General features: G+C 43.1%; 23 protein-coding genes. 22 read left to right on the top strand and 1 reads right to left on the bottom strand.

The genetic code is table 11. From position 1 onward, the window contains the following. The first annotated feature begins 149 nt into the window (after positions 1–149). The 20 genes from WKT01_RS09280 (at position 150) to WKT01_RS09185 (ending at position 24,355) form a co-directional block, all read left to right on the top strand. Complete coding sequence (locus WKT01_RS09280; protein WP_117975011.1) at positions 150–1,028, top strand: NAD(P)-dependent oxidoreductase; 879 nt, start codon at positions 150–152, stop codon at positions 1,026–1,028. Next, on the top strand, positions 1,025–1,825 hold the full coding sequence (locus WKT01_RS09275; protein WP_117975010.1) for an MBL fold metallo-hydrolase: 801 nt from the start codon (positions 1,025–1,027) through the stop codon (positions 1,823–1,825). Before WKT01_RS09280 ends, WKT01_RS09275 begins: the two co-directional genes overlap by 4 nt. Before the next feature lie 158 nt (positions 1,826–1,983). Continuing rightward, positions 1,984–2,682: an ABC transporter ATP-binding protein gene (locus WKT01_RS09270; protein ID WP_059069190.1), complete on the top strand. Its 699-nt coding sequence runs from the start codon at positions 1,984–1,986 to the stop codon at positions 2,680–2,682. Next, entirely contained in the window at positions 2,679–4,256 is a 1,578-nt protein-coding gene (locus WKT01_RS09265; protein WP_117975009.1) for a putative ABC exporter domain-containing protein, read from the top strand. Before WKT01_RS09270 ends, WKT01_RS09265 begins: the two co-directional genes overlap by 4 nt. A 31-nt stretch (positions 4,257–4,287) precedes the next feature. Continuing rightward, positions 4,288–4,764: a methylglyoxal synthase gene (locus tag WKT01_RS09260; RefSeq protein ID WP_117975008.1), complete on the top strand. Its 477-nt coding sequence runs from the start codon at positions 4,288–4,290 to the stop codon at positions 4,762–4,764. Positions 4,765–4,906: 142 nt separating this feature from the next. Continuing rightward, positions 4,907–6,436, top strand: a complete 1,530-nt coding sequence (locus WKT01_RS09255; protein WP_117975007.1) for a sodium:solute symporter family protein — start codon at positions 4,907–4,909, stop codon at positions 6,434–6,436. A gap of 211 nt (positions 6,437–6,647) precedes the next feature. Further along, positions 6,648–7,550 carry a DUF2156 domain-containing protein gene (locus WKT01_RS09250; RefSeq protein ID WP_059069199.1) on the top strand — a complete coding sequence of 301 codons (903 nt, stop codon included), beginning with the start codon at positions 6,648–6,650 and terminating at the stop codon, positions 7,548–7,550. A gap of 4 nt (positions 7,551–7,554) precedes the next feature. Further along, positions 7,555–8,742 carry a pyridoxal phosphate-dependent aminotransferase gene (locus WKT01_RS09245; RefSeq protein WP_059069201.1) on the top strand — a complete coding sequence of 396 codons (1,188 nt, stop codon included), beginning with the start codon at positions 7,555–7,557 and terminating at the stop codon, positions 8,740–8,742. Between the two features lie 29 nt (positions 8,743–8,771). Beyond that, a complete protein-coding gene (locus WKT01_RS09240) occupies positions 8,772–9,833 on the top strand; it encodes a pyridoxal phosphate-dependent aminotransferase (protein ID WP_270395998.1) in 1,062 nt (353 codons plus the stop codon). 9 nt (positions 9,834–9,842) lie between these two features. Beyond that, complete coding sequence (locus tag WKT01_RS09235; RefSeq protein WP_270396000.1) at positions 9,843–10,691, top strand: DUF368 domain-containing protein; 849 nt, start codon at positions 9,843–9,845, stop codon at positions 10,689–10,691. A 26-nt stretch (positions 10,692–10,717) separates the two neighbouring features. After that, complete coding sequence (locus WKT01_RS09230; RefSeq protein ID WP_340312149.1) at positions 10,718–11,227, top strand: hypothetical protein; 510 nt, start codon at positions 10,718–10,720, stop codon at positions 11,225–11,227. Between the two features lie 92 nt (positions 11,228–11,319). Continuing rightward, the gene (gene ispG / locus WKT01_RS09225; RefSeq protein WP_270396002.1) at positions 11,320–12,375 is read left to right on the top strand and encodes a flavodoxin-dependent (E)-4-hydroxy-3-methylbut-2-enyl-diphosphate synthase; all 1,056 of its coding nucleotides are present in this window, start codon (positions 11,320–11,322) and stop codon (positions 12,373–12,375) included. Beyond that, a complete protein-coding gene (locus WKT01_RS09220) occupies positions 12,363–16,853 on the top strand; it encodes a PolC-type DNA polymerase III (protein ID WP_117975005.1) in 4,491 nt (1,496 codons plus the stop codon). Before ispG ends, WKT01_RS09220 begins: the two co-directional genes overlap by 13 nt. Positions 16,854–16,944: 91 nt before the next feature. Continuing rightward, positions 16,945–18,180, top strand: coding sequence for a serine hydroxymethyltransferase (gene glyA, locus WKT01_RS09215; RefSeq protein WP_340312147.1), 1,236 nt, complete (start codon positions 16,945–16,947; stop codon positions 18,178–18,180). A gap of 267 nt (positions 18,181–18,447) precedes the next feature. Beyond that, on the top strand, positions 18,448–19,758 hold the full coding sequence (locus WKT01_RS09210; protein WP_117975004.1) for a phenylacetate--CoA ligase family protein: 1,311 nt from the start codon (positions 18,448–18,450) through the stop codon (positions 19,756–19,758). A gap of 1 nt (position 19,759) precedes the next feature. After that, positions 19,760–21,505, top strand: a complete 1,746-nt coding sequence (iorA, locus tag WKT01_RS09205) for an indolepyruvate ferredoxin oxidoreductase subunit alpha (RefSeq protein WP_340312146.1) — start codon at positions 19,760–19,762, stop codon at positions 21,503–21,505. A gap of 2 nt (positions 21,506–21,507) precedes the next feature. Next, positions 21,508–22,077: an indolepyruvate oxidoreductase subunit beta gene (locus WKT01_RS09200; RefSeq protein WP_059069212.1), complete on the top strand. Its 570-nt coding sequence runs from the start codon at positions 21,508–21,510 to the stop codon at positions 22,075–22,077. Positions 22,078–22,103: 26 nt separating this feature from the next. Next, positions 22,104–22,526: an ACT domain-containing protein gene (locus WKT01_RS09195; RefSeq protein WP_117975002.1), complete on the top strand. Its 423-nt coding sequence runs from the start codon at positions 22,104–22,106 to the stop codon at positions 22,524–22,526. Positions 22,527–22,561: 35 nt separating this feature from the next. Then, positions 22,562–23,893 (top strand): phenylacetate--CoA ligase family protein, encoded by a 1,332-nt coding sequence (locus WKT01_RS09190; protein WP_059069216.1) that lies wholly within the window; start codon positions 22,562–22,564, stop codon positions 23,891–23,893. Positions 23,894–23,911: 18 nt separating this feature from the next. After that, on the top strand, positions 23,912–24,355 hold the full coding sequence (locus WKT01_RS09185) for an amino acid-binding protein (RefSeq protein WP_059069217.1): 444 nt from the start codon (positions 23,912–23,914) through the stop codon (positions 24,353–24,355). A gap of 200 nt (positions 24,356–24,555) precedes the next feature. Here WKT01_RS09185 and WKT01_RS09180 read toward each other — a convergent pair whose 3' ends face one another. Then, on the bottom strand, positions 24,556–24,753 hold the full coding sequence (locus WKT01_RS09180) for a cold-shock protein (protein ID WP_004840409.1): 198 nt from the start codon (positions 24,751–24,753) through the stop codon (positions 24,556–24,558). 295 nt (positions 24,754–25,048) lie between these two features. Here WKT01_RS09180 and WKT01_RS09175 point away from each other — a divergent pair, with 295 nt between their 5' ends. Together WKT01_RS09175 and pfkB are read left to right on the top strand one after the other, a co-directional pair. Continuing rightward, positions 25,049–25,801 carry a DeoR/GlpR family DNA-binding transcription regulator gene (locus tag WKT01_RS09175; protein WP_059069219.1) on the top strand — a complete coding sequence of 251 codons (753 nt, stop codon included), beginning with the start codon at positions 25,049–25,051 and terminating at the stop codon, positions 25,799–25,801. Then, positions 25,798–26,718, top strand: coding sequence for a 1-phosphofructokinase (gene pfkB, locus WKT01_RS09170; RefSeq protein WP_117975001.1), 921 nt, complete (start codon positions 25,798–25,800; stop codon positions 26,716–26,718). Before WKT01_RS09175 ends, pfkB begins: the two co-directional genes overlap by 4 nt. Positions 26,719–26,728 lie beyond the last annotated feature (10 nt).

Here is a 26,728-nt window from a genome sequence, read left to right as displayed (position 1 = left end):
AAAAAAGAAAATGATATAGTAAATATACTAAAAAATATTATATAAAATACAAAAAATATGTAATATATAACAAAAAAAGAAAGGAAGTTCACAGTTTATAAAAAATGTGATAAGGTAGGAAAAGAAAGAACGATTAGGAGGAATAAAAAGTGAAGAAAATAGGCTTTATTGGCGTAGGGATTATGGGAAAATCCATGGTGCGCAATTTGATGAACGCAGGGTATGACCTCCGGATCTATGCCAGAAATAAGGAAAAAGTAGAAGATGTGATACAAGAGGGAGCCCGATTTTGTGATTCGATACGAGACTGTGTAAAAGATGCAGATGTGGTGATCACGATTGTTGGTTTTCCGAAAGATGTGGAAGAAGTATATTTTGAAGAGGGAAATATTTTAGACAGTGTAAAACAAGGAACGATCCTGATCGATATGACAACAACCAGTCCCCAGATCGCAAAGAAGCTATATGAAGAAGGGAAAAAGAGAGCTCTTTTCGTGCTGGATGCGCCGGTGACAGGTGGGGACACGGGAGCAAAAGCAGGCACATTGTCGATTCTTGCAGGAGGAGAAAAAGAAGTATTCCTGGAGTGTATGCCTATATTTAAGGCAATGGGAACGAACATCCGGTATCAGGGAAAAGCCGGCAGCGGACAGTATTGTAAGCTGGCAAACCAGATCATGATCGCAGGCACGCTGTCCGGCGTATGCGAAGCGTTGTCATTTGCTAAAGCAAAAGGTTTAGATCTGCAGACGGTGATAGATTCGGTGGCTACCGGAGCAGCGGGGAGCGCTCAGTTAAATAGTCTAGGCCCTAAAATTTTAGATGGGGACTATGCACCGGGCTTTTTTATGAAACATTTTATCAAAGACATGAAACTGGCTTTGATCGAGGCGAATATGAGTGACTTAGAGTTAAGTGTGTTAAGTCAGACATTGGCGAATTATGAAGAACTTGCCGCAGAAGGGTTCGGAGAATTGGGTACGCAGGCACTTATCAAATATTATGAGGAAGGAACTTCAGAAGAATGAAACTTACGATCTTAGGCACGGGAAACGCGACAGTGACCCAATGTTACAATACTTGCTTTGCGTTGTCTGAAGGCAGACAGCATTTTTTAGTCGATGCAGGAGGTGGCAATCAGATACTGAGGATTTTGGAAGAGAAAAACATTTCCTTGGAAGATATCCATCATATTTTTATCACGCATGAGCATATTGATCATCTGCTTGGATTGATTTGGTTAATACGTATGATTGGACAGAAAATGAACCAGGGAAAATATGAGGGTGATCTTTACATATACTGCCACGGCGAACTTGTCTCTGTTATAGAGACGATCGCGGGTCTGACGATTCAAAAAAAGGTAACGAAATATATCGGAAAAAGAATTCTTTTGACCTCTGTGGAAAGTGGAGAAAGCAAGGAAATTTTAGGATGTCCGGTGACGTTTTTTGATATCGGTTCTACGAAAGCGAAACAGTTTGGGTTTTCTATGCTTCTTCCGGATCAGAAAAAGCTTTCCTGCTGTGGAGACGAGCCGTACAATGTATGCGAGGAATCCTATGTAAAGGGAAGTGACTGGCTGATGCATGAAGCATTTTGTCTGTATGAGGAAGCAGACAAGTTTAAACCCTATGAAAAGCACCATAGTACAGTAAAAGAAGCATGCCAGTTGGCGGAGAAACTTAAGATTAAGAATCTGCTCCTTTATCATACAGAAGATACGCATATCCGAGAACGTAAAAAATTATACAGTGAAGAAGGAAAGAAGTATTACAGTGGAAATCTGCATGTGCCGGATGATGGAGAAGTCTTTGCGCTGTAAAGGATACCCGTATTGGTATACCTCTCCGGAGATTCTAAGCAAAAAGTTTTGTTTAAATAGAAATTTGTTGACAAAAAGTAAAAAGTCTCATATGATTGTATTAAATCAATAATACAATCATGTGAGATTTTTTACTGTTGGAATTAGAGGAGGAAGGTATGCTGGAAATACAAGGATTGAGTAAAAAATACGGGAAACATCTGGCAGTGGATCAGGTAAGCTTTTCAGTGCCGGATGGAAAGGTGGGAATACTTCTCGGACCAAACGGAGCGGGAAAATCTACGATCATTAAATCTATTGCAGGATTGCTTAGGTATCAGGGGACGATCAAAATACAGGGACATCCGGCCAAGACGCTGGAAGCGAAGCGGCAGTTTGCGTATGTGCCGGAAATACCGGCAATGTTTGAAGCTCTTACAGTCAGAGAACATATGGAATATATGCGAAGGGCATACAGCAGTACGATCACGGATGAGGAAGTAGAGACACTTTTGAAACGATTTGAACTAGACGATAAGCAGGAGAAGCTTGGCAATGAACTGTCTAAAGGCATGATGCAGAAAGTAAGTATATGCAGCGCTCTTTGCGTACATCCCAGGGTGATACTTTTGGATGAACCTATGGTCGGATTAGATCCCAGGGCGATAAAGGAACTTAAGGAAGTGATCCTGGAATTAAAGGAACAGAATGTGACTGTCCTGATCAGTACACATATGCTTGAGATGGTAGAGGAAATATGGGATATGATGTTTGTGATGGAGAAAAGCTATATTATAGGTTCCTATCGGAAAGAAGATGTAGGAAATAAAGACCTGGATTCTTTATTCTTTGAACTGACAGGCGGTGAGAAAGAATGAAAGCATTGATGTATCTTACAAAGAGAAGTTTTGTCAATCACATAAAGCGGGCTGTTAGAAAGCCGGTCACGCTGATCGCGCTGATCTTTGGAGTCGCTTATGGTATTTTCCTGCTCTTTATGCTGGCAGGTCTGGCTGTGGGACTGCGGCTTGATTCTGCAAGCGGACTGCTTATTATTATGACAGTATGGGCCATCTATATCAGCTTAAGTAATTTCATGATGTATTCCTCAAGAAAAGGCGTTATTTTTCGGCCTGCCCACGCACATTTTGTCTTTACGGCGCCTATCAGTCCGAAAATCGTACTTTTACATGGCGCATGGATGAATTATCTCTTTTCCATTATTTTTTGGGTGATATTGTCAGTGGCTGGATTGACTGTATTTCAGGTAGAGCCCTGGAAGGTAGGCTTGCTTTTCCTGACAGGCTGCGTACTGGAGATTTTGTTGGAAATATCTGTGATGGTGATCATCTATGCAAATGACCGGCTTCCGGAAAAGTTAATGAAAGGTATTTGCCTTGGGATAAAAATACTTCTTGCAGCGATCACCCTGGCAATTATTTTGTATTTTAGAAGAGAAGGCCTTTCTGTAGAGTCTGCGCGTGCCTTTATCGACTGGAGGGGACTGCAGCTTTTTCCGGTAGTGGGATGGAATATTGCCCTTTACCGCCTGATCTTATTAGGACCGGATACATTGAATCTGCTCTGTTCTGTTTTGTATCTACTGACAGTGGGACTCTTGACGACATTGGCGGTTCGTATGAACTGCAGCGGAGGGTACTACGAAGATGCCGCAAAATTTGCAGATGACTATGCAGATATGAAGAAAAGAAAACAAAACGGCGAAATGGTCATGGGGATAGAGAAAAGAAAAAAGAAATTCCGAAAAGTTTCTGAAAAAATACAGGCATCTGGGGCAAAGGCGATTTTCTACAGACAGCTTTTAGAATATAAAAAAGAAAAGTATTTTATCTTTTCTAAAATGACATTGATCTGTTTGTTTTTTGGCATATTTTTTGCTTATATAATGCGGGATAACGCGACAGAGTCAGGGCTTCCGCAAATGTTCCTGCTGGGGATCGTAGCCTATATTTCTCTTGTAATGACGGGGTATCTCGGAAAATGGGAAACGGAACTAAAAACACCTTATCTTTTTATGATACCTGACAGTGCCTTTAAAAAACTTTGGTATTCTACACTGATCGAACATATAAAGGCACTTGTGGATGGAAGTCTGCTGTGTATTCCAATGGGGATCCTCTGGAAAATACAGCCGGTCTATGTGGCAATGTGTATTTTAATCTACGTTGCTTTGCAGGCAAACAGGATGTACACAAAAGTAATCGCACAGTGTCTGGTGGGAGATGTCTTGGGCACAACAGGACAGAACTTGGTTCGTGTATGCATCCAGATGACAGTATTGGGAATGGGGATCGCAGCAGCATTCCTCATTGGAATCTTCATAAACATAAATCTGGTATTTCCAATTCTTTTGATTTATAGTATGATAGTAACAGTAGCGGTTGGAGTTATGGCATCTCTTAGATTTGATTCTATGGAGCAGCTTGCCTGATAAACTGCGGCAATAGACAGGAGGAAATGCAATGTTGGATGAAAATTATGTGACAATGGAAATAGGAAAAGCAAAGCATATTGCATTAGTGGCACATGATGGAAAGAAAAAAGAATTGGTAGACTGGTGTGATAAAAACAAAGACGTATTAAAAGGTCATTTCCTGTGTGGAACAGGTACGACAGCCCGTCTGATCTCTGAGCGTACAGGCCTTCCGGTGAAAGGGTACTGCAGCGGTCCTCTGGGCGGAGACCAGCAGATTGGTGCTAAGATCGTGGAAGGACAGATAGATTTTATGATTTTTCTTTGGGATCCACTAGAGGCGCAGCCTCATGATCCAGATGTAAAAGCACTTCTGCGGATTGCAGTCGTATATGATATTCCGATTGCCAATAATCTGGCGACGGCAGATTTTATGCTGCATTCGAAATACATGTTCGAGACCTATAATAGGCGGATCGAAAATTTTAACAAGACGATCCAGGAAAGGGTCAAACGGATGAAATAGAAATAAAAGATAGAAAAATGCAGGTTGACACGGAAGGAAATTCCGTGTTAATCTATACCTGGATACTTTAATGCTTTAAAGCGTTGCGCTTTAAAGCATAATATATAGCGGACAGAAAACAAGAGAAGGAGAGCAAGAGGAGATGGGCGTTAAAATTGTTTTATTGGTTGTATTTTTTGCAGTGATGGCGGGAGTGGGATTGTATTCCAGAAAACATGCAAGGAGTGTAGACGGATTTGTTTTAGGAGGCAGAAGCGTAGGACCGTGGCTGACAGCATTTGCCTATGGAACCTCTTATTTTTCAGCAGTTGTGTTTGTTGGGTATGCAGGGCAGTTTGGCTGGAAATACGGACTCGCTTCTACTTGGATCGGAATCGGAAACGCACTGATCGGCAGTCTTCTTGCCTGGGTCGTGTTGGGGCGCAGGACAAAAGTCATGACGCAGCATTTAGGCGCGAAGACAATGCCGGATTTTTTTGGAGTGCGCTTTGACAGCAAGGCATTAAAGATTACTGCTTCGATGATCGTCTTTGTATTTTTGATTCCATATACGGCGTCTGTTTACAATGGATTATCCAGATTGTTCGGAATGGCTTTTGATATTCCTTATACATGGTGCGTGATCGTGATGGCGGTATTTACAGCGCTGTATGTCATTCTGGGCGGATATATGGCAACTGCTATCAATGACTTTATCCAGGGAATCATCATGCTTTTTGGAATTGTGGCTGTGATCGCAGCGGTCTTAAGCGGACAAGGAGGCTTCATGGAGGCTGTAGGAAAAATGGCAGAGATACCGAGTGATCTCGCAGTGACGCAGGGACAGCCCGGAGCGTTTACCTCCTTTTTCGGACCGGATCCGTTAAATCTGCTCGGAGTTGTGATTTTGACTTCTCTGGGGACATGGGGGCTGCCACAGATGATCGGCAAATTTTATGCGATCAAGGATGAGAAATCTATTAATACAGGGACGGTTATTTCTACAGTATTTGCGGTTGTTGTTTCCGGCGGATGTTATTTCCTGGGAGGATTTGGAAGGTTGTTCGATCATCCGCAGATATATGATAAGCATACAGGAACTGTCATCTTTGATAGTATCATACCGCATATGCTGTCCACACTTCCGGATATTTTGATCGGGATCGTGGTCGTATTAGTGTTGTCTGCATCCATGTCGACGCTTTCTTCTCTTGTCTTAACATCCAGTTCTACAATGACACTGGATCTGATCAAAGGAAATATTGTGAAACATATGAGTGAAAAAAAGCAGATTGTTACAATGCAGGTTTTGATCATATTTTTTATTGTAGTTTCTGTTGTACTTGCATTAGATCCGCCTACCTTTATTGCTCAGTTGATGGGAATTTCATGGGGAGCACTGGCAGGGGCATTTTTAGCGCCGTTTTTATACGGACTTTACTGGAAGCGGGTGACAAAGTCCGCTGTGTGGGCGAGTTTTGTCTGCGGGATCGGGATAACCGTATCCAACATGTTGTTCCACTATATTGAATCACCTATCAATGCAGGGGCAGCAGCAATGGCGGCAGGCCTTATCGTCGTTCCCGTAGTTAGCTTTGTCACTCCGAAAATGAAAAAAGAAAAAACGGAAGAAATCTTCAAGTGCTATGAAGAAAAAGTAACAAGCACAAAAAAAAGATCATTAGAAAGATGAAATCAAATGGCTAAAGGGCGTATGAAATGTGTGTTTTGCATCGTTTATCAGGGCTTTGCCCAGATTCCTCGTTTTTACAATATACCATTATCACGCTTACGTTCTTCTGCATTTAAATTTATATTTCAATATTTTGCGTTTTGGGAAATAGTATGGTATACTAACCCAATGTGAGAAATTGTTTTACGATAGCAGGAAGTGAAGGAGAACTATGGAAGAAGTCAATTTTAAAAGGCCGGAATTAAAGGATCAGGCACTGATACGTTCTTATTTTGACAAGGCGCCGAGCAGAAGCTGCGAACGGACTTTTGTGGATGTATACTTGTGGTCGCGGCATTATAAAGTGACCTTTGCAGTGATAGAGGACACACTGGTATTTAAGGATGGAGGGGAGACTCCGGCATTCTCTTATCCGGCAGGAGAGCCGCAGAATGTAAAAAAGGCCATCGAATTTTTAGAGAGATATATGGAGGAGAGAAAGGAACCGTTCAAACTCTACAATGTAACAGAAGCACATTTCCGTCAGTTAAATGAATGGTATCCGGATAAATTTGAGATTTCTTATGTCAGAGATATAGCAGATTATGTCTACGAGACGGAAAAGCTTGCAACATTGGCAGGCAAGAAGCTGCATGGAAAGCGAAACCATATTAATAAATTCAAAAAGACGTATGAGGATTGGAGTTATGAACCGCTAAGCGATGAGAATATGGAAGAATGTTTTCAAATGGCGTTAAAGTGGAGAAATGAAAACGGCTGTGAGGATAATCCTGAGAAAAACGCAGAAATGTGTGTAGCTCTTAATGCACTGCGTCTCTACAAGGAAATGGGGCAGGTCGGCGGCGTCTTAAGGGTTAACAAAGAAGTAGCTGCGTTTACGATCGGAGAGCGGTTATGTGATGATACATTCGTAGTCCATATCGAGAAGGCTTTTGCAGATATTGACGGAGCATATCCGATGATCAATCAGCAGTTTGTGCAGCATGAATGTATGGAATATAGGTATGTAAACCGGGAAGATGACGCGGGAAGCGAAGGATTAAGAAAAGCAAAGCTGTCTTATCGTCCGGCATTTTTGGAACAGAAAGGAATTGTGACGAAAAGAGGAGTGTAAAAAGATGATTTCAAAAAAGATGGAGAACATGGTGGCTAACAGTTCGGCGATTCGAGCAATGTTTGAGGAAGGGAACCGGCTTGCCGGTATTTACGGCGCAGAGAATGTATTTGATTTTAGTCTGGGCAATCCAAATGTTCCGGCGCCAAAAGCTGTCAAAGATGCCATTATAGAAGTGTTAAATGAGGAAAATCCGGTTGTGCTGCATGGATATACGAACAGTAATGCAGGATATGAAGATGTCAGGGCAGCAGTGGCACAGTCTTTGAATGAACGTTTTGGGACAAAGTTTGCCTCAAGAAATATTACAATGACAGTGGGGGCGGCAGGCGGTCTGAATGTGATTTTAAAAGCCCTGCTCAATCCGGGGGATGAAGTGATGACATTTGCTCCGTATTTTGGAGAGTACAGAAGTTATGTCAATAATTATGACGGGGTGCTTGTGGAAGTGTCTCCTAATACAGAAGATTTTCAGCCCAAATTGGATGAATTTAAAGAGAAAATCACAGCAAAGACCAGGGCAGTGATCGTGAATACACCAAATAATCCTACCGGTGTAGTATATTCTGAGGACACCATCAAAAAGATGGCAGAGATTTTGGAAGAAAAACAGAAAGAATTTGGTACAGATATTTATCTTATCTCAGATGAGCCGTATAGAGAACTTGCTTATGACGGAGTGGAAGTGCCCTATCTGACAAAATACTATGCGAATACGATCGTAGGATATTCTTATAGTAAATCTTTGTCTCTTCCGGGAGAGAGGATTGGTTATCTCGTGATTCCGGATGAGGCGGCAGACAGTGAAAATATCATCAGCGCAGTAAACGTAGCGACACGTATCCTAGGGTTTGTCAATGCGCCGACTTTGCAGCAGAAAGTGGTAAAAGCATGTCTGCGTGAAAAAACAGATATTTCCTATTATGACAGGAACAGAGAGACATTGTATAATGGTCTGAAAGATTTGGGTTTTACGTGCATCAAGCCGGAGGGCGCCTTTTATTTGTTTGTAAAGTCTCCGGTAGAAGATGAAAAGGAATTCTGTCAGGCAGCGAAGAAATACAATATTTTGCTCGTTCCGGGAAGTTCTTTTGCCTGTCCCGGATATGTACGTCTGGCGTACTGTGTATCCTATGAGACGATCGTGAATGCACTGCCAAAGTTTAAAGAATTGGCAGCAGAGTATCGATAAAAAAGAAGAGTAGAAAAGGGACTGTGACGATGGGAATCAATGCAAATTTACTAAAAAATATCCGTAAAGTGGAACCTTATGTACCTGGGGAGCAGCCCCAAAGAAAAGTGATCAAATTAAATACCAACGAGAATCCATATCCACCGGCGCCGGGGGTAAAAAAAGTACTGGAACAGTTTCAGACAGATATGTTAAGACTATACCCGGATCCGACAGCGGAGATCTTGACAGAAGCGCTGGCTGGATTTTATGGAGTGGATAAGGAGCAGGTATTTACAGGAGTTGGCTCGGATGATGTGCTGTCTCTTTGTTTTCTGACCTTTTTTAATTCGGATAAGCCGATTCTTTTTCCTGATATTACGTATTCTTTTTACAAAGTTTGGGCGCAATTGTATCGGATTCCTTATGTCTGTCCGAAACTAAATGAAGATTTCCGGATCGTCCGGGAGGACTATTATCAGGAAAACGGCGGCATTATTTTTCCGAATCCGAATGCCCCGACATCAATTTATGAAGAATTGGAATTTGTAGAAGATATTCTTGATCACAACAAGGAAAGTGTGGTGATCGTAGATGAAGCTTATGTAGATTTCGCCGGAAGATCTGCATTGGAATTGATTGAAAAGTATGATAATCTGCTTGTCGTACAGACATTTTCTAAGGCAAGGAGCATGGCGGGGATGCGTATCGGTTATGCGATAGGAAATAGGGCGCTGATCCGCTGCTTAAATGATGTGAAATATTCTTTTAATTCTTATACCCTTAATCAGACTGCGCTCATCTGTGGAGCAGAGGCGGTGCGTGACAAAGCATATTTTGAAAAAAATATCAGTAAAATTATAAAGACTAGGGAGAAGGCGAAGGAGAAACTTGCGGGTCTGGGCTTTGTGTTTCCGGATGCGAAGGCGAATTTTATTTTTGCGGCACATCCTAAATATTCTGCGCAGGAGATGTATTTGGCGCTGAAAAAAGCGGATATTTATGTGAGACATTGGGATGGAGAGAGAATACGGGATTATTTACGTATTACGATCGGAACAGAAGAAGAAATGAGAATATTATTTGATTTTTTGCAACAGTATATAAAGTAAGGAGAAAAAATGCTGAAAAAGATATTACAAGGAATGGTAGTAGGCATCGCCAATATTATCCCCGGGGTAAGCGGCGGAACGATGATGGTCGCTATGGGTCTCTATGATAAGCTGATCCATTCAATTACACATTTAAAAAGTGATTTTAAAAATAGCATGAAATTGCTGATTCCCATATTTTTAGGGGCCGGTATAGCAATTGTTGCATTATCTAGGCTGTTTGAATTTTTGCTCCGGGAGTATCCAATCCCGACAAATTTTGCATTCTGCGGTCTGATAGCGGGAAGTCTGCCTTTTATTTTCAAGAAAGTCCAGGGACATAAGACTTCGGGCGGGAAGATTGCCGCATTTATTGTTTTTTTTGCGGTCGTGATTTTGATGGCACTGTTAGGAGAGACAGGAGGTAAAAGCGCAGATGTTACATTTGGAGTTATCAATGTGATCAAACTTCTGTTTGTCGGCATCATTGCAGCCGCTACGATGGTTGTTCCCGGAGTGAGCGGTTCCATGATGCTTATGTTATTGGGATATTATGATACGATCATCCGAACGATCAATCGTTTCATAGACGCTCTCGTCTCTTTTGATATGGGGCAGATATTGACTGCCTGCGGAGTATTGATCCCATTTGGCATTGGAGTGGTATTGGGGATTTTCCTGATCGCAAAATTAATAGAATTTATTTTCCGCAAAGCAGAAATACATGCTTACTATGGAATACTAGGACTGATCATAGCCTCACCGATCGCGATTTTATTGAAAACAGACTGGTCCGGCGGGTCTGTGCTTGTGGTGGGGATAGGAATTGTGACCTTTATAGCAGGATGGTTTGTGGCTTCTAAATTAGGCGGAGAGTAAACGGATGGTGTTTGTAAGCAGAGTCGATGAAAAAGAGATGCGTCGTTGACACCGTCATAGAAAATCCGTATAATGAAACAGAGGAAAAGAAAGGACGGTGGCAGATGATTTTTGGAAATGATGAAGGAAAAAGAAACAGCATCTGGAAGACCGTAATGTCAGTCTCTACAGTACTGATCATTATTATCGCTGCCTTTTTTATCATAAAGCTTTTTACAGCGAATCCACTAGAAGGGAAATGGTACTGTGCAGACAGTGATCTTACGATGTCGGTAGGCGGAGACAAGACGATCGAATTTTCATGGAAGGATGAAGAAGAACAGTCTGTGAAAATGCATGCCGAGTACCAGATCGACAAAGAAGAAAAAGTGCTTACCCTCTATGAAAAAGAGAGTGCAGATGATGGAGCAGGCGGCGCAAAAGCAAAAGATGTATCTGCTGTATTAGATACCTTGTATGATTACAGTATTGAGCAGGAGACGTTGACATTGACAGATCGGGAGTATGGTGAGCAGATGATATTTGAAAGAAAATAGCGCCTGAAAAGCGGCAGTATATATGGGAGGGGTGGCAAGGGCCATCACTCCCATATGTTTCTTATGCGGCGCAGGTTTTGGGAGGAAGAAAAATGTTAAGAAATAAGACAAAAGAGATCAGGATAGGGAAGGTTTGTATCGGAGGAGAGCAGCCTGTTGCGATACAGTCTATGACAAATACAAAGACAGAAGATGTAAAAGGGACGATAGACCAGATCCTCAGGCTGGAGGCGGCAGGATGTGAAATCGTTCGCTGTGCGGTTCCGACGCCAGAAGCGGCAGAGGCGCTGAGGGAGATAAAAAAACAAATACATATTCCGCTTGTGGCAGATATACATTTTGATTACCGGCTTGCTGTTGCGGCTATTAAAAATGGTGTCGATAAGATACGCATTAATCCGGGAAACATCGGAAGTGAAGAAAAAGTACGTATGGTGGTAGAGGCGGCAAAGGAAAGAGAGGTACCTATCCGCATAGGGGTCAACAGTGGATCTTTAGAAAAGCATATACTGGAGAAAAATGGAGGCGTGACAGCGGAAGGACTCGTAGAAAGTGCTCTGGATAAAGTACACATGATCGAAAATATGGGATATGACAATCTCGTAGTAAGCATCAAATCTTCAGATGTGCTGATGTGTATAAAGGCGCATGAACTTATTTCTGAAATGTGTCCATATCCTCTGCATGTAGGAATCACGGAGGCGGGGACAGTATATGCCGGAAATATCAAATCTTCCGTAGGTCTGGGGGTCATTCTCTATGAAGGGATTGGGAATACGATCCGTGTGTCGCTGACAGGAGATCCGGTGGAGGAAATCAAGACAGCGAAACAGATCCTAAAGACATTGGGACTTAGAAAGGGAGGCATTGAAGTTGTATCCTGCCCGACATGTGGAAGAACAAAGATCGATCTGATCCAATTGGCGAATCAAGTAGAAAAAATGGTGGCAGACATTCCTTTGGATATTAAAGTCGCTGTTATGGGATGTGTGGTGAATGGACCAGGTGAAGCAAAAGAAGCGGATATCGGCATTGCAGGCGGCATAGGAGAAGGTCTGCTGATCAAAAAGGGCAAGATTATCAAGAAGGTAAAGGAAGAAGATCTCCTTTCGGTCCTTCGTCAGGAGTTGTTGAATTGGAAAGAGTAAGCAGTGAGAAAAAATTTTTTGACGTATTTCCTACACTGAAAACAGAGGAAGATCTGCAGGCTTTGTTCCGGGATGTAGAAGTGAAAAAGATCACGACAAATACAAAACGGGATTTCCTTCATGTGCATATACTCAGTACACATCTTATACAAAAAAAAGAAATCCGGAGAATGGAACAAAAGATTAAGGAACAGCTGTTTGGAACTGTACAGATCATAATCCGTATAGAAGAAAAATATATACTTTCCGGGCAGTATTCTGCAGAAGCGTTACTTTTGGAATACCGGGACAGTATTATCGAGGAACTGCGTGAAGACAGTGTACTGGCGGCAAATATGTACGAGCAGGCAGAACTGCATTTTGAAGGCAGGACAGTTTATCTGGAGCTGTTGGACACGATCGTGTCAAAAGGCCGAAAAGAGTCTATTGCAGAATACCTGGATACGGTTTTAAACAAACGTTTCCAGATAGGTGCGGAAGTGCGCATTTCTTATAAAAAGGCGTCTAAGCACAGCAGCAGGGAGGAAGATGAAGAACGTCTTCAGCTGGAGATCAATGAAATATTTAGACGGCGCACTGCTGAGCATAGGGAAGAAGACCCTAAAACGGTAGAAAAGAAAATGGTATCCTCAAAAGAAAGTCCTTCATCCGAAAAAAGAGGAAAGGCAGCCGGGAAAAAAGAATTTAAGAAGAAAGAATTTTACCGTCCGTTAAAACAGGGAGACGATCCCAATCTGCTCTATGGAAGAAATTTTGAAGATGAACCGATTCCTTTGGAACAGGTCATCACAGAGATGGGAGAAATCACAGTTCATGGGAAGATCATCAGCTTTGATACCCGGGAGATACGCAATGAAAAGACGATCATCATGTTTTCCGTGACAGATTTTACAGATACGATCACGGTAAAAATGTTTGCGAGGAATGAACAACTCCCAGATCTTCTGGGAGAACTAAAAAAGGGCGCTTTTATTAAAATAAAAGGTGTAACCACGATCGATAAGTTTGATGGAGAATTGACGATCGGTTCCGTAACTGGGATTAAGAAGATCGGGGATTTTACAGTCTCCAGAAAAGATCTGAGCATGCACAAGAGGGTGGAGCTCCACTGTCATACAAAGATGAGCGATATGGATGGAGTCTCGGAAGTAAAAGATATCGTGAAGCGTGCGCATGACTGGGGACATCCGGCCATCGCAATCACAGACCATGGGGTGGCGCAGGCATTTCCGGATGCGAACCATTATATAGAGACGCTAGATAAGGCAGATCCATTTAAGATTATTTATGGTGTGGAAGGCTATGTCGTAGATGACCTGACGGAGATTGCAGTGGGAGCGGGGAAACAGACGCTGGATGATACATATATTGTTTTTGATCTGGAGACGACGGGATTCAGCGCTATTAAAGATAAGATCATAGAGATTGGCGCTGTGAAAGTGATAAATGGAGAAATCGTAGATTCTTTTAGCACATTTGTCAACCCTAAACGGCCGATTCCTTTTGAGATCACGCAGCTTACCAGTATCACAGATGAGATGGTCATGGATTCCCCTGCTATTGAGACAGTACTTCCAGAATTTTTAGCGTTTGTAGGAGACGGTATTTTAGTGGCACATAACGCGGGATTTGATGTGGGATTTATCGAGCAGAACTGCCGCTATCAGGATATAGAACCGCATTTTACCTATGTAGATACGGTGGCATTAGCACGCGTACTTCTGCCTACATTGTCCAAATATAAGCTCAATGTAGTGGCAAAGGCGCTGAATATTTCTTTGGAAAATCATCACCGGGCAGTAGACGACGCAGAGGCGACGGCAGAAATATTTGTAAAGTTTGTCGAAATGCTGAAAAAAGAGAATATCACAACCTTAAAGGAAATAAATCGGTTTGGAGATATGAATCCAAACGCGATCCGGAAATTACCTACATACCATATCATTATCCTGGCAAAAAATGATATTGGAAGATATAATCTTTACCAACTGATCACGCAGTCTCATCTTACATATTATGCGCGTCGTCCGCGGATTCCCAAAAGTCTGCTGAATAAGCACCGGGAAGGACTGATCATAGGAAGTGCCTGTGAGGCAGGAGAGTTGTACCAGGCATTGCTGCATAAAAAATCAACAGAATTTATAGCAAGGCTTGCGGATTTCTATGATTACTATGAAATACAGCCTCTGGGGAACAATCGATTCATGATCGAGAGCAGCCGTCTGCCGGATATCAATGCAGACGAAGATTTAATGGAGATCAATCGAGAAATCGTGCAGCTTGGTGAAAAGTTCAAAAAGCCGGTCGTAGCCACCTGTGACGTTCATTTCCTCGATCCGGAGGATGAAGTGTATCGTCGGATCATCATGGCAGGGAAAGGCTTTGATGATGCAGATGCTCAGCCGCCTTTGTATCTGCGCACGACAGAAGAGATGCTGGAGGAATTTGCGTATCTGGGGGCTGCAAAAGCAAGAGAGATTGTGATCGATAATCCCAATAAAATTGCAGATATGGTGGAAAAGATCTCGCCGGTGAATCCTAACAAATGCCCGCCGGTGATCGAGAATTCAGATCAGGAATTAAGGGAGATCTGCTATCAAAAGGCACATGAGATGTATGGAGAAGAATTGCCTGTGCAGGTTTCCACCCGATTGGAAAAGGAATTAAATTCCATCATATCAAATGGGTATGCCGTGATGTATATCATTGCGCAGAAACTGGTGTGGAAATCGAACGAAGATGGGTATCTGGTCGGCTCCCGAGGGTCTGTTGGATCCTCTTTTGTAGCGACGATGGCGGGCATCACAGAGGTCAATCCTTTAAGCCCTCACTATTACTGCCCAAAATGTCATTACAGTGATTTTGAGTCAGAGGAAGTGAGAAGCTACGCAGGAGGTTGCGGCTTTGACATGCCGGATAAACGATGTCCAAACTGCGGCGCGCCTCTTGTGAAAGCAGGATTTGATATCCCTTTTGAGACTTTTCTTGGTTTTAAGGGCGATAAGGAGCCGGATATTGATTTGAACTTTTCCGGGGATTATCAGGCAAAGGCGCATAAATATACGGAAGTTCTTTTTGGAACCGGTCACACGTTTAAGGCTGGAACGATAGGAACTTTAGCGGATAAGACAGCCTATGGCTTTGTGAAAAATTATTATGAGGAAAAGGGGCAGAGAAAACGGAAGTGTGAAATTGACAGGATCACACAGGGATGTACCGGGATCCGGCGCAGCACCGGACAGCATCCCGGAGGGATAGTCGTACTGCCGCACGGACACAATATCAATGAATTTACTCCTGTGCAGCATCCGGCAAATGATATGGAGACAGATATCGTCACGACACATTTTGATTATCATTCTATTGACCATAACCTTTTGAAGTTGGATATCCTTGGACATGATGATCCGACGATGATCCGTACATTGGAAGATTATATTACGTCCGATGCGTTGGAAAATGAGTATAATACAGAACATCCGTTTATTGCGACAGAGATTCCGCTGGATGATGAACAAGTGATTTCCTTGTTCCATAATACAAGTGCCCTGGGGATTAAACCGGAGGATATAGACGGCTGCAAACTGGGGTGTTTGGGGATACCTGAATTTGGAACAGATTTTGTTATCCAGATGGTGCAGGATACGAAACCACAGACCCTGTCCGATCTGATCCGTATTTCCGGATTGTCTCACGGAACGAACGTATGGCTTGGAAATGCCCAGGAACTGGTGAAATCCGGAAAAGCGACGATTTCTACGGCAATTTGTACAAGAGATGATATTATGATCTATCTGATCAATCAAGGGGTAGAAAGTGCCCTAGCTTTTACGATCATGGAGAGTGTGCGTAAAGGAAAGGGATTAAAGCCGGAATGGGAAACAGCGATGAAGGAAAAGAATGTTCCAGACTGGTATATATGGTCCTGTAAAAAGATCAGTTATATGTTCCCAAAAGCGCACGCGGCGGCATATGTCATGATGGCATACCGCATTGCCTATTGTAAGATCAACTATCCACTGGCGTATTATGGCGCCTATTTTGGAATTCGTGCAGATGCGTTTTCTTATGAGATCATGTGTCAGGGAAAAGAAAAATTGAACTATTATATGAGGGATTATAAACGAAGAAGTGATTCGTTAAGTAAAAAAGAGCAGGATGTATTAAAGGATATGAAGATCGTACAGGAAATGTATGCAAGAGGCTTTGAATTCGTTCCAATCGATATTTATAAAGCAAAAGCAACGAAATTCCAGATCATAGACGGAAAACTTATGCCTTCTTTATCCAGTATTGAAGGAATGGGAGAAAAGGCGGCAGAAGCGGTGGAGGAAGCAGCGAAAGACGGACCCTATCTGTCCTTGGATGATTTCAGGGCAAGGACAAAGGTCAGCAAGACAGTCATTGATCTGATGGCGGATCTGGGACTCTTTGGTGATCTGCCGCAGAGCAACCAGCTTTCCCTGTTTGATTTTTAAAAAGGTCAAAGGTGAGCCTGTACAGAAAAGCAAGACCTATGCTATAATAATGCCAATGTATGGAAAAATAGGACAGATGGAGGAAAAGACAATGTACGATTTCGAAGAAATCAAGAAGGCGGATGCCGAAATTGCAGAGGCGATCGAAGAAGAAATGAAAAGACAGAATTCCCATATTGAGCTGATCGCCTCTGAAAATTGGGTGAGCAAGGCAGTCATGGCGGCGATGGGAAGCCCTCTGACAAATAAATATGCAGAAGGATATCCGGGGAAAAGATATTACGGTGGCTGTCAGTGTGTGGATGTGGCAGAGAATCTCGCTAGAGAAAGGGCAAAAAAGCTGTTTGGCTGCGAGTATGTAAACGTGCAGCCCCATTCTGGCGCGCAGGCAAATATGGCAGTTATGTTTGCGATGCTGACGCCCGGGGATACTGTGATGGGAATGAACCTAGATCACGGCGGTCATCTGACACACGGTTCACCGGTCAATATGTCAGGAAAATATTTCAAGATCACGCCTTATGGTGTCAATGAAGATGGGGTGATCGATTATGATAATGTTCTTAAAATCGCTAGAGAATGTAAACCCAAATTGATCATTGCAGGAGCCAGTGCATATGCAAGGACCATTGATTTTAAAAGATTTCGGGAGATTGCAGATGAGGTCGGCGCATATCTGATGGTAGATATGGCGCATATCGCAGGTCTTGTGGCAGCGGGACTCCATCCAAGTCCAATCCCTTATGCCCATGTGACAACAACGACGACGCATAAGACGTTACGAGGTCCGCGTGGAGGCATGATCCTTTCCAGTAATGAAGTTAATGAGAAGTTTAACTTTAATAAAGCGGTATTTCCGGGGATCCAGGGCGGTCCGCTGATGCATGTGATCGCGGCAAAGGCAGTCTGCTTTAAAGAAGCTCTGGAACCGGAATTCAAAGTGTATCAGGAGCAGGTGATCAAGAATGCGAAAGCACTCTGCGAAGGATTGATGAAGCGCGGCGTTAAGATTGTTTCTGGCGGAACTGACAATCATCTGATGCTGGTAGACCTGACGGGTAAAGAAGTCAGTGGAAAAGAACTGGAAAAACGCCTGGATGATGCTCATGTAACATGCAACAAAAATACCATTCCAAACGATCCACGTTCACCGTTTGTGACCAGCGGAGTAAGATTGGGAACATCGGCGGTGACGACCCGTGGATTGAAAGAAGAAGATATGGATAAAGTGGCAGAGATCATTGCTATGGTCATCGAAAGTGAAGAAAATGTAGAAAAGGCCAGGGCAATGGTAGCAGAACTGACAGAAAAATATCCTCTTTGTTAGAAGGTTCATTTCATTGCCAGAAGGCAGACTCCGCAATTAGATTTCAGAAGAAAAGACGACTTCATGCTGTTATATATCTCCAATCGGAAGGAAATACATACTTCTGTTTGGAAGTCAGCAGCGTGAAGTCGATTTTTTTACGTTTTGAATATAAACTTATCGTGCAGTCATTTTTTCGAATAATTGCCCTTTGATACTTTAATTCGACAAAGTATTGTGCTATACTGGAAAAAGACAATGTTTAAAGGCTAAAGGAGGAAAAGGAAAATGATATGGGCAAAGGAAGAAACTCTGCCAAGAAATGAAATTGAAGACATCCAGCTTAAGAAACTAAAGGATACGGTTCAATATATTTATGACCGTGTCAGACCTTATAGGAAGAAAATGGATGAGGCACAGGTGAAGCCAAAGGATATCATTTCTTTGGAAGACTTGAAAAAACTCCCATTTACATATAAAGCGGATTTTCGGGACAATTATCCGGATGGATTATTTGCGGTAGATAAAAAAGAGATTGTCCGTTATCATGCAAGTTCAGGCACGACTGGGAAGCCTACGGTCGTAGGATATACGCAGAAGGATCTAGATGTTTGGCTGAATAATGTGGCACGTATTGCCTGTATGGGAGGTGCGACAGCGGATGATGTGGCACAGATCTCGTTTGGATACGGAACGTTTACAGGCGCTTTGGGACTGCATGGAGGTCTGGAAAAAATCGGCGCTTCTGTTATTCCGATGTCATCAGGTAATACAAACAAACAGATTATGTTCCTGCAGGATATGGGTGTGACGCTGCTTGTGGCAACGCCTTCCTATGCACTGCATTTAGGAGAGGTGCTGCGGGAACGTGGGATCGATCCATCTAAGGATCTGAAGATCCACATAGGGCTGTTCGGCGGCGAGGGAATGACGGAACCGATGAGAGAAGAAATGCGCAAAGTCTGGGGAAGCCAGTTTATCTGTACACAGAACTATGGAATGAGTGAACTGTGTGGTCCCGGCGTGTCAGGAGAATGTACCGAACTGTGCGGGATGCACATCAACGAAGATTGGTTTATTCCAGAAATCATCGATCCGGAGACAGAAGAAGTGCTTGCACCGGGTGAGACGGGAGAATTGGTGATCACCTGTCTGGGTAAAGAGGCGCTTCCTCTCGTCAGATACCGTACGGGCGATCTGACACGGCTTATGTATGAGCCGTGTAAATGTGGAAGAACGACAGTAAGAATGGCAAATCTGTCTGGACGGGCGGACGATATGCTTGTCATTCGAGGGGTAAATGTATTTCCTGGGCAGATTGAGGAAGTATTATTTAAAATAGAAGAAATCGGACCTCATTATGAGATTTTAGTGGAGAGAAAGAATCGGCTGGATGTTATGACGATCACGGTAGAGTTAGTAGATGACAGACTGCTCGATAGCTATGGAAAGCTAAGTGCTCTGGAACAGAGGATAAAATCAGCTTTGAAATCACAGCTTGGTCTTGCGACACAGATACGTCTGGTCGCACCAAACTCTCTGCAGAGATTTGAAGGAAAAGCAAAAAGAGTAACAGATTTACGAAAGGATGGACTGTAAAATGGGAGAAAAAGTAATTATGCTCGGCAATGAGGCAATTGCACGGGGCGCATATGAGGTAGGCGTGAAAGTCTCTTCTGCGTATCCGGGGACACCGAGTACAGAAATCAGTGAATATCTGGTGCAGTATAAGAAAGATGTATATGAGGAATGGGCGCCGAATGAGAAAGTGGCGGTGGAAGTGGCAGTAGGAGCAAGTATTTCCGGCGTACGTTCTATGGCGTGTATGAAACATGTCGGTCTGAACGTGGCAGCGGATCCTTTGTATTCCGTATCTTATATGGGCGTAAATGGCGGGCTGGTGTTAGTAGTGGCAGATGATCCGGGATTATATAGTTCACAGAATGAGCAGGATACCCGTATGGTTGCACGCGCGGCACAGATCCCGGTGATCGAGCCGTCAGACAGTGCAGAAGCAAAAGATTTCTTTAAGGAAGCATTTGCATTAAGTGAAAAATATGACAGGCCGTTTATTTTCCGTACAACAACGAGACTCGCACACTCGCAGGGGCTTGTAGAGTTAAAAGAAAGAGAAGAAATTGCGGATAGGCCATATGAGAAACAGATCCAGAAAAATGTGATGATGCCGGGCAATGCCAAGCTGCGCCATATTGAGATTGAAAAGCGTAATCTAGAACTTGCGGAGGCAGCAAATACGCTTGCGATCAATAAGATGGAGATCAATGATACGAAGATTGGTGTGATCACAAGTGGGATCCCATACCAATATGTCAAAGAAGCGCTTCCACAGGCGTCCGTTTTAAAACTTGGAATGGTCAATCCACTTCCGCGCAAGTTGATCGAAGAATTCGCGTCTAAGGTAGAGACGGTATATATAGTAGAAGAGTTAGATCCAGTTATTGAAGAACAAGTAAAATCCTGGGGTATTAAAGCAATTGGAAAAGAAATCTTTACCGTGCAGGGAGAGTACAGTGCCAATATGCTTCGCAGAGCGATCTTAAAGGAGGAACTGGATCTGGAAAAACCGGCGCAGGCACCGGGACGCCCACCTATCCTATGTCCGGGCTGTCCGCACAGAAGTGCGTTTTATGTGTTGAAGAAGCTGAAAATGCATGCAGCAGGCGATATCGGATGTTATACATTGGGGGCAGTGCCTCCTCTTAGTGTTATTGATACGACGATGTGCATGGGCTCTAGTATTTCCATGCTGCATGGGATGGAGAAAGCAAAAGGAAAAGAATATATTAAAAATTGGGTTGCAGTGATCGGAGATTCGACGTTCCTGCATACAGGTGTCAATTCTTTGATGAATATGGTGTATAACAAGGCAACAGGAACCGTGATGATCCTGGATAATTCTACGACAGGGATGACCGGGCATCAGGACCATGCGGCTACCGGAAAGACACTGCAGCAAGAGCCCACTTATGCGATCGATATTGCAGGATTATGTCGCGCGATGGGAATTAAAAATGTGGTGGAAGTTAATGTGTTTGACATCGCGCTTTTAGAAAAAACGATCAAAGAAGAAGTGGCGAAAGATGAGGTCTCTGTCATCATTACAAAGACGCCTTGCGTGCTTTTGGACAAATCCAAAAAACCTCTATATATCGCGCACGAAGATAACTGTAAAAAATGCGGTATGTGCATGAAACCGGGATGTCCGGCAATGACAAAGAATCCAGACGGAACGATCCGTATTGACGATACAATGTGTACCGGCTGTGGTTTATGTGAATCTTTATGTAAATTTGGCGCGATAGAAATGGTAAAGGCAGGTGAATAAAGATGGCGGCGAAAAATATTATGATTGTTGGTGTCGGAGGACAGGGAACATTGCTGACAAGCCGGATTTTAGGCGGACTTACGATTGCAGGAGGATATGATGTGAAGCTGTCAGAAGTACACGGAATGGCACAGCGTGGAGGAAGTGTCGTCACGTTTGTGCGTTATGGTGAAAAAGTGGCAGAACCAATCGTGGAAGAAGGGCAGGCAGATGTGATCATCGCATTTGAACGTCTGGAAGCACTTAGATATGCACATTATCTGAAAAAGGATGGTGTATTGATCGTCAATGACTGGCGTATCGATCCTATGCCGGTCGTGATCGGCGCGGCAGAGTATCCGGAGGGAATCATAGAAAAGTTGGAGAAAGAGTACAAAGTCTATAGAGTCAATGCGACGGAAGAATCGAAAAAACTGGGAAATCCAAAGGTATTTAATCTGATCGTGCTTGGTGTCGCGGCACAGCACATGGATTTCACAAAGGAGCAGTGGTACGAAGTGATCGAAAAGACAGTTCCTCCCAAGACGATAGACATCAATAAAAAAGCATTTGATGTAGGTTATACATTATAACTAAAATAGAAAAGGCAGGTGAGAAGATGATCAAGCAGCTTTCCGTATTTGTAGAAAATCAACCAGGCAGTATGATGAATGTGACGTCGGCTCTGGTCGATGCACATATCAATATACGGGCAATTTCGACGTTTGACACACCAGAGTTTGGAATCATGCGTCTGGTAGTAGATAAACCTAAAGAGGCAAAGGAGTATTTGACAAAGGAAGGATTTGTCGTTCGGATCACAGAGGTGATCGGGGCAGAATTAAAAGACGAAAAGGGAAATTTAAACCAGATGCTTACGATCCTGGCAGAGGGGAAGATTAATGTCAATTATATTTATTCCTTTGTTATACGTGCCGGTAAAGCACCGGTCATGGTCTTTCACACAGATGACTTTGAACGGGCTGAAGAAGTTTTGAAGGCAGCAAATGTCCAGATCGTGAAAGAGGACGAACTAGAATAGAAAGAAAAAATAGCAGCAGATAAGGAGCAGAAAAAATGGCAGCAGTATCGTTGGAGAATTGGAAAGAAAGAATCCGAAATCCGAAAATCGAGTGTATGAGCAGAGATGAGATGGCGCATCTGCAAAGTGAGCGTCTTGTAGACGTCGTAAGCAGAGCATATCAAAATGTAAGTTTTTATCATAAAAAGATGAAAGATATGGGAGTGGAGCCCGGGGATATTAAAGGCATTGAAGATATACATAAACTTCCGTTTACGACGAAAGAAGATTTAAGAGACAATTATCCGTTCGGCCTTCTGGCGATCCCTAAACAGGATGTCGTCCGAGTACAAGGGACGTCAGGAACGACAGGAAAGCTTACAATCGCCCCATATTCAAAAAAAGATGTAGAAGTATGGGGAGAATGTGTGGCGAGATGTCTTACAATGGCAGGTCTCACTGCAGAGGATATCATTCATGTGTGCTATGGATATGGCTTGTTTACAGGAGGATTGGGTCTGGATTATGGTGCGCAGGCATTGGGTGCTATGGCTATCCCTATGTCAGCAGGAAACACGAAAAGACAGATGATGTGTATGGAAGATCTGGGAGCGACAGCCTTTGCCTGCACGCCTTCTTATGCGCTTCATCTGGCTGAATCTATGCAGGAAGCCGGAGTGGTAGACCGTTTGAAGATCAAGGCGGGGATCCATGGAGCAGAACCTTGGACTGTAGAGATGCGCAAAAAGATCGAAAGCATTCTGCACATTAATTGTTTTGATATTTATGGAATGTGTGAAATTTCTGGTCCCGGGGTGGCACAGGACTGTATCCACCATGAAGGACTGCATGTACATGCGGATTATTTCTATCCGGAAGTTTTAAATCCGGCGACCCAGGAGGCATGCGCGGATGGAGAGACAGGCGAACTAGTATTTACGACACTGGCGAAAGAGGCGATGCCGCTTCTGCGTTACCGTACAAAGGATCTGACCAGTATGGACCGCAGTACATGCAAATGCGGAAGAACGCTGCCTCGTATTTCGAAGTTTACCGGACGTACAGATGATATGAAAGTCATCAGAGGCGTGAATGTATTCCCAACGCAGGTAGAAACCGCGCTTCTGAGTATGGGAGGAGCGGTAGCGCCGCATTACATGATGATCGTGGACAGAGAAGACAATATGGATGTACTGACAGTTATGGTAGAAGTAGATGAGAGCATGTTCTCTGACGAGATCCGTAAATTGGATGCATTGCGCAATAAGATCGGCGCTGTATTAAAACAAGCACTAGGTGTGTCTGCGCGTGTCAAGCTGGTAGAACCAAAGACGATCCAGAGAAGCGAAGGCAAAGCAGTGCGTGTGATCGACAACCGGAATCTGTAGGAAAGGAAGGTAAGGACAATGGGTATCACGATTCAACAATTATCAGTATTTCTGGAAAACAGGGAAGGAAGGCTGGACGAGGTGCTGTCGGTGCTTGCTGGAAATGAGATCAATATTGTGGCGCTGAGTCTTGCGGATACATCCGATTACGGTATGCTCAGGATGATTGTATCAGATCCGAATAAGGGCAAGGCAGTGTTGCGAGAGAATGGTATCACGGCAATGCTGACAGATGTGGTAGCTTTGCGTGTGCCGCATGAAACAGGATCTTTGAGCAAGGCGATGCATCAAATCGTAGAAGGGGAAGTGAATATTGAGTATATGTACGCTTTTGCCAATGGAGCAGATGCGTCTGCGGTACTTAAGACAGATGATCCCGCCCGTGTGGCAGATATTTTAAAAGGCAGCGGTTTTGATGTATGGGAGGCTTCTGAGGCATATGTCTCTAATATAAAAGAATAATAGAGCTGGTTTCACCCGCGGGCGGCATATTTAGATACTGCCGCCTGCAGTATGTCTGAAACGACTTTGGAAAGTGAAAAGAAGCTGTACGCACAGATTTTTCAGTGCGGCAGCTTCTTTTTTAATCTCTTTTCTCTGTATTGCTTTTTAATATTAAATCTAGTTTAATTTATATATTAAAAGGTACATAAAAAATCTGATTAAAGTTTTACTACATTTGTTGCCTGAGGTCCTTTGGCTCCTTCTGTTACTTCGAATTCAACAGCCTGGCCTTCTTCTAAGGATTTGAATCCATCCATAACCAGTCCGGAATAATGTACGAATACATCATTTCCTTCAGAATCGGAAATAAATCCGTAGCCTTTTTGGTTGTTAAACCATTTTACTGTACCTGTCATTTTGTTGTCCTCCATAAAAATTGAAAATAATATAGTTCTATATCGCTTTTTTTCGAAACGATACTGTGTCAGTTTAGCATGTTTAACAATAAAAGTCAACGGATTTAGAAAAGGTTCCACAAAAGCCACAAAAGCATGGAAAAGACGGACGGTCAATATTTTTTCTACAAATGGGAATTTTAAAATAGAGAGAGTAAAAATGATTGAAAACGATTGAATATGAATGAAAATAAAATAAAATGGTTGACAATGAATGAATCGGAGCGTAAGATAAAAGCAGAAGGAAGGTGGATGTATGTTAACGGAAGAAAGATTTTTGGAAATACTAAAAATAGTGAACACGAAGAAATCTGTAACAGTGCAGGAATTAAAAGAAATATTGGATACATCAGAATCTACTATACGCAGAGACTTGACAGCACTTCATAATAAGAAACTTTTAAATAAAGTACATGGAGGCGCTACAGCGATCGGGCTTGATTATGAAACCAAAGATGCAACAGTGGAGTCTCGTATGGATTTAAGTTCTGAGGAAAAAGATCAGATCGGACAATATGCGGCGCAGCTGATCGAAAAAAGCGATTTTATTTATTTGGACGCAGGTACAAGTATCAGCCATATGACGGCATACATTCATGAGCCGGATGCGGTTTATGTCACGAATGGGATCTATAATGCTAAACAGCTTGCACAGAAAGGATATAATGTATTTCTGCTGGGCGGAAGATTTAAGGCTGCTACAGAGGCAGCAGTAGGAACGGAAACGATCAGGAGTCTGGAAAAATATAATTTTACCAAAGGGTTTTTCGGGACAAATGGCGTGGATAAAGAACATGGTTTTACAACACCGGATGCAAGTGAAGCAGCTACAAAAGAGGCGGCAATGAAACGCTGCCGTCAGCGCTATGTGCTGGCAGATCAAACTAAGATAGGAAGAATTTCCCCTGTACAGTTTGGAAAATTTGAAGATGCATATATTATTACCACCGAAATTTTGGATGAAAAATTGAAAACAGAAAAGAATATGATCGAGGTGAAGAAAAAATGATTTATACAGTTACATTTAATCCCTCTCTGGATTATGTTGTACAGATAGATAATATGGAATTAGGACAGATCAACCGGACAAAAAAAGAGAATATCTATCCAGGCGGAAAGGGCAATAACGTGTCTGTTATTCTTTCTAATTTGGGGCTTGAAAGCAGGGCACTTGGCTTTAAGGCAGGTTTTACGGGAAAGGTGATGGATGATATGTTAAGGGCATATGGCTGTCAGACAGATTTTATTCTTCTGCCCGAGGGAAACAGCCGGATCAATGTAAAGATAAAAGCAGATACAGAAAGTGAGATCAACGGCCAGGGGCCTGTCATAGAAAAGGAAGCACTTATCCGCCTGTATGCCAAATTACAGGAACTGGAACCCGGAGATATTCTCGTGCTGGCAGGCAGTATTCCGGATACACTCCCGGAAAATGTGTATGAGCAGATTATGGAGCGGATGGAATATACCGGCGTTCGTGTCGTAGTCGATGCGACAGGTGAGCTTTTGAAAAGAGTGCTGAAATATCATCCGTTTCTTATTAAGCCAAATAATCATGAACTGGGCGATCTATTTGGAACCACGTTGTATACAGAGGAAGAAATTATTATGTATGCACAAAAATTACAGAAAATGGGCGCAGTAAATGTACTTGTCTCTATGGCAGAAAAGGGAGCACTTCTATTGGCGGAAGACGGACAGGTCAGAAAGATGAGACCGCCAAAGGGAACGGTGGTCAATTCGGTGGGCGCCGGAGATTCGATGGTGGCAGGCTTTCTTGCGGGATACTTAAATACAGGCGATTACGAGAAGGCGTTAGAGCTGGGGACAGCGGCTGGAAGCGCTACAGCATTTGTGTCCTGGCTTGCATCGAAAGAAGAAATCGTCAGATACCTTGTGAGACCGGCGATCGAATATGGATTATAAGAGATTGGTG

The organism is Mediterraneibacter sp. ICN-202921, assembly GCF_037890075.1.
Classification (GTDB): Bacteria; Bacillota; Clostridia; order Lachnospirales; family Lachnospiraceae; genus Mediterraneibacter; species Mediterraneibacter massiliensis.
Note: the sequence above shows the minus strand (reverse complement) of the source record. Positions and strands in the feature narration are given on the sequence as shown.